This is a genomic window from Streptomyces sp. NPDC127098 (assembly GCF_042722465.1).
Taxonomy (GTDB): Bacteria; Actinomycetota; Actinomycetes; order Streptomycetales; family Streptomycetaceae; genus Streptomyces; species Streptomyces millisiae.
This window is the reverse complement of the sequence record NZ_JBHXFJ010000084.1, coordinates 19,914-28,200: the sequence shown is the minus strand read 5'-3', so window position 1 is coordinate 28,200 and position 8,287 is coordinate 19,914. Positions and strand designations below refer to the sequence as shown.

Annotated in this window: 8 protein-coding genes; 5 read left to right on the top strand and 3 right to left on the bottom strand. The window is 71.3% G+C overall.

Annotated elements, in window-relative coordinates; genetic code table 11:
• The coding region (locus ACFWI8_RS32915) for an SCO7613 C-terminal domain-containing membrane protein (RefSeq protein WP_387099056.1) at positions 1–878 on the top strand (878 nt) is incomplete at its 5' end.
• Between the two features lie 144 nt (positions 879–1,022).
• Here the strand turns inward: ACFWI8_RS32915 and ACFWI8_RS32910 are convergent.
• Both ACFWI8_RS32910 and ACFWI8_RS32905 read right to left on the bottom strand, forming a co-directional pair.
• Positions 1,023–1,739 carry a maleylpyruvate isomerase family mycothiol-dependent enzyme gene (locus ACFWI8_RS32910; RefSeq protein WP_387099054.1) on the bottom strand — a complete coding sequence of 239 codons (717 nt, stop codon included), beginning with the start codon at positions 1,737–1,739 and terminating at the stop codon, positions 1,023–1,025.
• 24 nt (positions 1,740–1,763) lie between these two features.
• Positions 1,764–2,942 carry an aminotransferase class V-fold PLP-dependent enzyme gene (locus ACFWI8_RS32905; RefSeq protein WP_387099052.1) on the bottom strand — a complete coding sequence of 393 codons (1,179 nt, stop codon included), beginning with the start codon at positions 2,940–2,942 and terminating at the stop codon, positions 1,764–1,766.
• A gap of 92 nt (positions 2,943–3,034) precedes the next feature.
• Between ACFWI8_RS32905 and ACFWI8_RS32900 the strand changes: the two genes are divergently transcribed.
• Positions 3,035–3,967 carry a LysR family transcriptional regulator gene (locus tag ACFWI8_RS32900; protein ID WP_387099050.1) on the top strand — a complete coding sequence of 311 codons (933 nt, stop codon included), beginning with the start codon at positions 3,035–3,037 and terminating at the stop codon, positions 3,965–3,967.
• A 57-nt stretch (positions 3,968–4,024) separates the two neighbouring features.
• Here the strand turns inward: ACFWI8_RS32900 and ACFWI8_RS32895 are convergent, their stop codons facing one another.
• Positions 4,025–4,870, bottom strand: a complete 846-nt coding sequence (locus ACFWI8_RS32895; protein WP_387099060.1) for an enoyl-CoA hydratase/isomerase family protein — start codon at positions 4,868–4,870, stop codon at positions 4,025–4,027.
• A gap of 282 nt (positions 4,871–5,152) precedes the next feature.
• Here ACFWI8_RS32895 and ACFWI8_RS32890 point away from each other — a divergent pair, with 282 nt between their 5' ends.
• The 3 genes from ACFWI8_RS32890 (at position 5,153) to ACFWI8_RS32880 (ending at position 8,285) form a co-directional block, all read left to right on the top strand.
• Complete coding sequence (locus ACFWI8_RS32890) at positions 5,153–6,208, top strand: Lrp/AsnC family transcriptional regulator (RefSeq protein ID WP_387099048.1); 1,056 nt, start codon at positions 5,153–5,155, stop codon at positions 6,206–6,208.
• A gap of 122 nt (positions 6,209–6,330) precedes the next feature.
• A complete protein-coding gene (locus ACFWI8_RS32885; RefSeq protein ID WP_387099046.1) occupies positions 6,331–7,542 on the top strand; it encodes an amidohydrolase family protein in 1,212 nt (403 codons plus the stop codon).
• Positions 7,543–7,799: 257 nt separating this feature from the next.
• On the top strand, positions 7,800–8,285 hold the full coding sequence (locus ACFWI8_RS32880; protein ID WP_387099044.1) for a carboxymuconolactone decarboxylase family protein: 486 nt from the start codon (positions 7,800–7,802) through the stop codon (positions 8,283–8,285).
• Positions 8,286–8,287: the final 2 nt, after the last annotated feature.

Genomic DNA, 8,287 nt, shown 5'->3' with positions numbered 1-8,287 from the left:
CGCCGGCGGAAATGGTGGTGATGGGCTCGGTGTACGGGCCCGGGGCCGGGGGCGGGCGGCCGCCTGCACAGGGGGCGGTGGCCGGCGGCGCGGCGCTGCTGTGCGCCGGCGGGCTGGCGCGGGCGCTGCCCGCGGCGCTCGGCGTGCCCGGGACGACCGCCGCGTTCGTGCTGCTCGCCGTCGCGCTGGCCGCCGTGCCGCTGGCGGCCCGGCTGCGCCCGGCGCCGGTGTCCCTGGGCGTGGAGTGCGCCGGGTACGCGGTCGCCGGATGGGCGCTGGTCAGCGCGGCGGCGAGCCGCGGCACGCTGTCGGCGGTGCTGGCGGGCTGCGCGGTGGGCGCGGCCGGGGTGGCGCTGCGCGCCGACCGGCGGCCGGCCTCGTACGCGGCGGCCGGGCTGCTGGTGCTCTCGGTCTGGGTGCGGCTGGCGGCCTGGGAGGTGACGGTCCCCGAGGCGTACACCGCGCCGGTGGCGTTGGCGTTCCTCGGCGTGGGGGCGTTGCGGCGGCTTGGCGCCCCGGGGATCCCGTCGTGGCGGGCGTACGGGTTCGGCCTCGGGGCCTCGCTGCTGCCCAGCCTGTGGGCGCTGACGGACGACCCGGGCTGGGTCAGGTCGCTGCTGCTCGGCGGCTGGGCGCTGGCGGTGACGCTGGCGGGCGGGCGGTGGCGGCTCCGGGCGCCGCTGCTGCTGGGCGGCGGCACGCTGGCGCTGGTCGCCGGCCGCGAACTGGCGCCCTATGTGGTCCAGGTGGCCGGTGTGGTGCCGCGCTGGGTGCCGCTGGCGCTGGCCGGGGCGCTGCTGCTGACGGTGGGCGCCACCTACGAGCGGCGACTGCGTGACGCCCGCTCGCTCAGGACCGCCTGGCAGCGGCTGGGTTGACGAGGGTCGCCCGGGTGGCCGACCGCGCGTTCCGGGGTGGAACCGGCACCCGTCCGGTGGCCGCTGCCGTGGTGGCGGCCGGTCTCGCGCTCTACCCGGGGTACCGGCCGTGGCTCGCGTTCTTCCCCGGCCGTCGCGAGCGGCTCACCGGCCGGCGCGGGGCTTCGGCGTGGGGTGGGGCGGCCAGGGGCCGAGGGCGGGCAGGCCACGCGCCGCCGTGGGCGGGACGGCGGGGGCGCGCCCGGCCAGCCAGGCCGCCAGGTCGCGCACCCGTCCGCTGATCAGCCTGGTCGGCTCTTCGTCCCCGACTGTCCACTCGCGCGGCACGTCGTCGGCGCGGAGCCGGGTGCCCGCCGGCAGCCGGCCGAGCAGGAAGTCGACGGCGTGTGCGGCCAACTCCTCGGGCCAGTCGTCGGGTCGCACGCCGAGGTCCAGGTCGACCGCGTGGATCCAGGTCTCGCGCCAGCGGGCGAAGACCGTCGTGCCGATGGAGCCGTTGCGGAAGGTGACGGGGCGTGACCAGTCCGCTTCGCCGAGTCGGTCCCACACCGCCTCCAACCGGGCGGTCTGGCGGGCGAGTTCGGTCCGGTGCTCGGCGGCGGAACGGCCGGCCGTGGCCGCGATGATCGCGTCGCGCTCGGCCATGCCACCGTCGTAGGTCGGCACGAGTTCGCCGCGCAGCGCGTGCTCGGCGAGGCGGGCGAACATCCGCGCGTTGTCGGTGAGGTGGGCGAGCACGTGGCCGCGCGACCAGCCGGGCAGCGGGGACGGAGCCCGGACCTGCCCGTCGGTGAGCCCGGCGACGAGCGTTTCCAGGGCGCGGTGGCCTTCGCGCACCGCGGTGAGGGGAGGGCGTCGCATGGGTCTTCAGCCTGGGGCGCGACGCTACCGCCGCAGGGCGGCGATCGTCTCGACGGCCAGGTCGAGTTCGGCCTCGGTGTTGTAGTAGTGCGGGGAGAGCCGCACCAGCGGGTGCACGCCCCGGTCCTCGGTGTCGAACTGGGTCTGCTCGGGGTGCGTGGTGGTGACGTTGACGCCCCGTGCGGCGAGGGCGGCGGCCACCTCGGCCGTCGGCACGCCGTCCACCTTCGCCGTGACGATGGCGCAGCGGTGCTCGCCCTGGTCGTGCACGGTGACGCCCGGCAGTTCGGCCAGCCGGTCGCGGAGGGTGGCGCCGAGCGCCAGCGCGCGCTCGCCGATGGCGGCCAGGCCGAGGTCGAGGGCCTGCCGGACGGCCGAGCCGAGGCCGAGGACGGCGGCGTAGTTCTTCTCCCAGGTCTCGAAGCGGGCGGCGCCCTCGTGCCAGGTGAAGCCGCGGCCACCGTCCCAGGTGGCGGAGGCGATCTCGGTGACGAAGGGTTCGAGGCGCTCCGTCGTCTCGGGGCGCACCCACAGGAAGCCGGTGCCGCGTGGGCCGCGCAGGAACTTGCGGCCGGTGCCGGTGAGCAGGTCGCAGCCGATCTCCCGCACGTCGACGGGGAACTGGCCGACCGACTGGGTGGCGTCAAGCAGGAACGGCACGCCGGCGGCCCGCGTGATCCGGCCCACCTCGGCGACCGGGTTGACCAGGCCGCCGCCGGTGGGCACATGGCTGAGACCGACCAGCCTGACGCGCTCGTCCATCAGCTCGGCGAGCGCCGCCACGTCCAGCTGCCCGCTGGCGTCGTTGGGCACGACGACGACCTCCACGCCGGCGCGGCGCGCGAGTTGGAGGTACGCCAGCACGTTGCTGCCGTACTCGGCACGGCCGGTCAGGATCCGGTCGCCGGGCCGGAAGGAGAGGGCGAGGGAGTAGAAGGCGGCCTGCCAGGCGCGCGTGGAGTTGTCGAACAGGGCGATCTCCGCCGGCCGGCCGCCCACCAGCTCGGCGAGGTCGGCGTACACCCGCTCGATCCGGTCCCGCTCCTGGTCGGCGGCCTCGTAGCCGCCGATCTCCGCCTCCAGCTCCAGGTGCGCGGTCATCGTCCGCAGCGTCCAGGTGGAGAGGAGTCCGGCGCCGGCGTTGTTCAGATGGGTCCGGCGCCCGACGCCGGGGGTCGCCTGCCGCAGTGCCTCGATGTCCATGGCCTCCACGCTGACCGCCCTCCTCCCGACAGTAAAGTGAATCTTTCCGGGGTTCACCCGTCAGAGAATCTGATGAATGGAGTGGCGCGTCCGTGTACAACCTGCGCCGGCTCGAGATCCTGCGGGAGCTGCGGCACCGCGGCACGCTGGCGGCCGTCGCCGCCGCCCTCTCCTACAGCCCGTCGGCCGTCTCCCAGCAGCTGTCCCAGCTGGAGCGGGAGGTCGGCGCGCCGCTGCTCGAGCCGCACGGCCGCCGGGTGCGGCTGACGCCCCAGGCCGAGATCCTGGTCGCCCACACCGAGGCGGTGCTGCGGCGTCTCGACCGGGCGGCGGCCGACATCGCCGCCTCGCTCGCCGAGGTGACGGGCTCGCTGCGGATCGCCGGCTTCCAGACCGCCGCGCTGGCGCTGCTGCCGCCCGCGCTGACCTGGCTGCGCGAGACCCACCCGGGCGTGCGGCTGACGTTCACCCAGGCCGAGCCGGACACGGCGCTGCCCGCGCTGCTCGCCAGGGACTGCGACCTGGTCGTCGACGAGGTCTTCCCCGGCCGGCCACAGGCCCGGGCCGCGGAGGTCGAGCACCGGACGCTGTGGCGCGACCCGATGCGTCTCGCCACCCGGGAGCCGGCGGAGCTCGCGGCGCTCGCCGGGCGGCCGTGGGCGATGGAGCCGGTGGGCACGCCGGCGCGGGAGTGGACGACGGCGGTGTGCCGGGAGGCCGGCTTCGAGCCGGACGTCGCGTTCGAGAGCGCCGACATGCTGGTGCACGCGGAACTGGTGGCGGCGGGGCACGCGGCGGCGTTCCTGCCTGACCTGCTCTGGTACGATCGCCGGCCGCCGGTCGCGCTGCGCCACCTGGCGGCCGACCACCACCGTGACGTGCTGGTCACCGTACGCTCCGGCGCGGCCGAACACCCCCTCGTCCAGGCCGTGCTGGCCGCGCTGACGGCCGCGGCGGACGCCGCGAGGACGGCCGTGCGCCACCACCTACCCCGACCGGCCCCAGGCCCCCGGCTAGCCTCCTGAGTCGGAGGTTCGTCAGTCCGTGACGGGGGCCGACAACCTGCTTCGGCCCTCAGGTTCTCACCACACTTTGCGTGAGCGCGCGTCGACGACCAGGTCGGGGTCGGGAACCCGTCGCTTGGCAGCGACGGTGGCAAGCATCTGTTGCGAGAAGTGGAAACCGAAGTCTTCGGCAACGAGCTTGCGCCAGGGGCGCGACACGATGTTATGGGTTGCCCAGCGGGCGAACCGCGGGCGCCTCATGATGTCGCCCGCGATCGCCCACGCCTTCGGCAGGAGCTCCTCACGCGGAAGCACGTCGCTGACGAGCCCGTAGTCGAGTGCTTTCCGCGCGGGGATGGAGCGGCCACTGTAGATGTCGTAGGCCGCCCGCTTCGTGCCCATCAGGTGCTGCAGGGCGAGCGAGAGTCCGTCTCCCGGCGCGGTGCCCGCCATGAAGTGCGGGTCCATGAAGTCCGCGTCTTCCGCGGCCAGGGTGATGTCGCAGAGCAGCGCGAACTCGGTGTGGATTCCGGGACCGTTTACCGCCGCGATCGTCGGGATGTCGAGGTTGTTGACGAAGTTCTCGATCAGCTTCCACGCATCGATGGTCTGCTGGAAGATGTAGTCGGGCTCCTCGTCGACGATGGGCCGCGGCCACGTCTCCTCGGGGTCGCCTCGGAACCAGGTCTCGCCGGTGCCGGTCAGGATGAGGACATGGTTGTCGGGGTCGTTGCCCACGTCCTGCCACACCCGGTTCCACGCGTTGTGGGCAGCCCAGTTGTGGATGTACGGACCGCCGTCAGTGTGGAGCCGAAGCTCGATGACGCCGTTCTCCCTGCGCATCTTGAAGAATGCGGCGTACTTCTCTGAGTACTCCTCAAACGCGGTCGGTGAAACGTGGCCTTCCCACCGGGGATCCGACATGGTCGCCAAGGTCGTCCTCCTTCGTCAACGCCGGGATGCCGACGCTCTCGTACTCACGCGAAGATCATTACTCCGCGAGGAGGCGACCTGACCGGCAACGCAGGAAAAGCCCTCAGAAGGCGACCGCGGTGAAGTTTGACGGCACGCGGGCGCGCCCCGCTGCCGCAACTCGGCCAGCGTCACGCGTCACGAGCTCCGCGCCGCGCTCAAAGGGCACCGCACGGGAACAACCGCATGCCCGTCGGAACATCAACCTTTTCTCATAACATAGAGTCACATCTTATGAGTGATGCGGACGAGAGTCGCCGGGACTACGACCTCGATGAGCTCGATCGGCGGCTCATCCATGCCCTCCAGATCAACCCGCGAGCACGCTGGGCCGCGCTGGCGCCGATCATCGGGGTCGACGCGGTCACGCTCGCCCGGCGCTGGGAACGCATCGTCGAGGCTGGCATCGCATGGGTGTCCGGACATCCAGGACCGGAGCTGAGAGGGCCGTCGGCGATAGTGGAAATCGAAGCCCACCCCGCCGCCACGCTCGGTCTCGCACAGGAGATCTCGGCGGACAGTGAGGCGTTCACGGTGGACCTCACGGCCGGGGGACGCGAGATGCTCGTGCTGGTGGCCACATCCAGCATGGATGCGCTGACGGAGTACCTGATGACGCGGGTACCGGCACTTGACGGGATTCGCGCGACCCGGGCCCACCTGTTCACGTCCCCCTTCGTGGACGGAGGTCAGTGGCGTCTTCGCTCCCTGTCAGCCGAGGAGATCGCGGCGGTGGAGCGGACCATCGAGGTCACGCGATCCCCGAGGAGCCGCGTCGACCCTCAGCTGGAGGACCAACTCCTGCGCCTCCTGGGACCGGATGGCAGGGCGACGGTGGCTCTCCTGGCGAGGACCGTCGGCGTGGGCCAACGTCGGGTGCGGGACGCGGTTGCGGCCATGACCGCGCAAGGGCGGTTGGACACCCGCCTGGACATGGCAAAAGCCCAATCAGGCAAGCCGGTTCACGCGTGGTACTTCCTCCGTGTCCCTGCCGCGCTCGTGCAGCGCGTCGGGTCGGTGCTCACGCGTATCGGCGAGATCCGCCTCGCGGTTTCAACTGTCGGACAGTACAACCTCATCCTCGCCGTGTGGTTGCAGACGCTGGCTGACGTGCAGCGGCTCGAGGCCGTTCTCGAGGAGAAACTTCCCGGCGTCACCATCGCCGACCGTTCCGTCGTGCTGCGCACGGTCAAGAAGGAAGGACACCGCCTCGACACCCGTGGGCACGCCACTGGCGAATTCAGCCCTCTGCTGACCAACATGCCTCAGCCAAAGCCGTCTTTCGAGTGAAATCCTGCAGCAGGCCGGGACCATTACCCGCGCGGACTACCGTCCTGCGTCATGACCGCTTCGACAACACCTGTCGGTGTCTTCGCCCCTGGCGCAGTCGAGCATTCGTGAATTGAGGAGCAATGGCAATCCGCACAGTCTTCAGGAATGGGACCGTCTTCGACGGGACCTCAGCAGGCATAGCAGACCTCGTTATCGAAGGCCGTCACGTCGTCGATGTCGGGACCGATCTGGACGGTGATCACGTTGTGGACTGCTCGGGAAAGTCGGTCCTCCCCGGGCTGTTCGACTGCCACGTGCACGTGATGACCAGAGACTTCGACCTCGCCCGCGCCGAGCAACAAGCCTTCTCCCTGCAGTACTACGAAGCAAAGCGCAACCTGTCGCTCCTGCTCGACCAAGGCATCACCTCAGCCCGAGATGCCGCAGGCGCGGACCTGGGGGTGAAGCAGGCGATCGCACAGGAACTCATCGAGGGGCCGCGACTGCAGATCGCCATTTCGATGCTGTCCCAAACGGGCGGGCACGGCGATGTCCGTCTTCCCTCCGGAGGTCATCGATCGATCCCGATGATGACGGCACACCCCGGACGTCCCGACCCGATCGTCGACGGCCCGGACGGAGTACGGCGAGGAGTTCGTGAAGTGCTGCGCGCGGGGGCCGACGCGGTCAAGATCGCCACCACCGGCGGAGTCATGTCTCCGGGCGACAACCCGCGCCACGCCCAGTTTCGCGCCGACGAACTAGCGGTGATCGTCGCCGAGGCCGCCGCGGCCGACACCTACGTGTTCGCCCACGCGCAGGGGACCGAGGGAATCAAGGCGGCCTTGCGGGCCGGCGTGCGTTCCGTCGAACACGGCTACTACCTCGACGACGAAGCGATCGACCTCATGCTCGAGCGTGGCGCCTGGCTCGTTCCCACGCTGTCAGCGACACGCGCCATCGTTGACGCCGCTGACAGCGGTATACCGATCCCGGAAGAGAACGCCAACCTCGCCCGTGAGGCGGTCGAAGCCCATCAGGCGAGCTTCGCTCTCGCCGTCCAAACGGGAGTGAAGATCGCCATGGGGACCGACAGCCCGCCCTACTGGAGCCCGGCAGCGAGCAACCTCGGAGAACTCGCTCTGATGGTGAACTCCTCGTCGATGTCCGCGCTGGATGCCTGGCGCGCCACGACGTCGAGCTCCGCCGAACTCCTTCGATTCGACACCGCTGGAAGGTTGGCACCCGGCAAGCTCGCGGACGTGGTCGTCATCGCGGGCGATCTGTCCGATCTCGACGACCTTCGCGGCCGGGTCCGTCAGGTGTGGCTCGACGGCACGCAGGTGCGGTGACGCGTTGTGCGCATGCCCTCGATCAAGCCCAGCGAACCAGGTCCTGTCCGGGCGATCTTCGAGGATCAGCCCGCGGCGTCAGACGCGGTGCATCGCAAGGCACCGGATCGCAGCTCATACTTGGCCGTATTCGCGCGATTCGGTAACGCAGCGAGGTGCCGTGTATGGCGTCGCGGGCCCGAAGAAGATCGCCCGGACAGGGCCCAACTGACGAGCAGCGCCGGCTCGACGATCACGTCCGACACCTCATGGCGGGGTTGTCCGCACCTTTTACCTCGACGGATCCTGACGGCGCGCTGATCGGCCCGTTCCCGGTGATGCTCCGCTTTCCCGGGCTCGCCCGCCCCCTGCTGGAGTGGTTCACGGCCGGCACCGGTGCCTCGGTCCTGCCCGCCCGGGTGCGCGAGGTCGCGATTCTCACCACGGGGTCGCGGTATGCCGCGGCCCACGAGCTGTACTCGCACTCCCGGGTCGCGCTCGCCGTCGGTCTGCCGGAGGACGTCATCGAGGGCCTGGTCGCGGGGCAGCGCCCGGCAGGCATGACGGTCGAGGAAACGGTCGCTCACGATGTGGCCGCCCGGCTGCACAGCGGCGCTCCTCTGCCGGGCGCGCTCTACCGAGCCGGGGTCCGCGCCTTCGGCGACTCCGGTATGGCTGAACTCGTCTTCCTCGTCGCGCAGTACGCCGCCGTCTCCGCGATCCTCAACGCGTACGACGTGCCGCTGCCGCCCGACGGCGACTGACG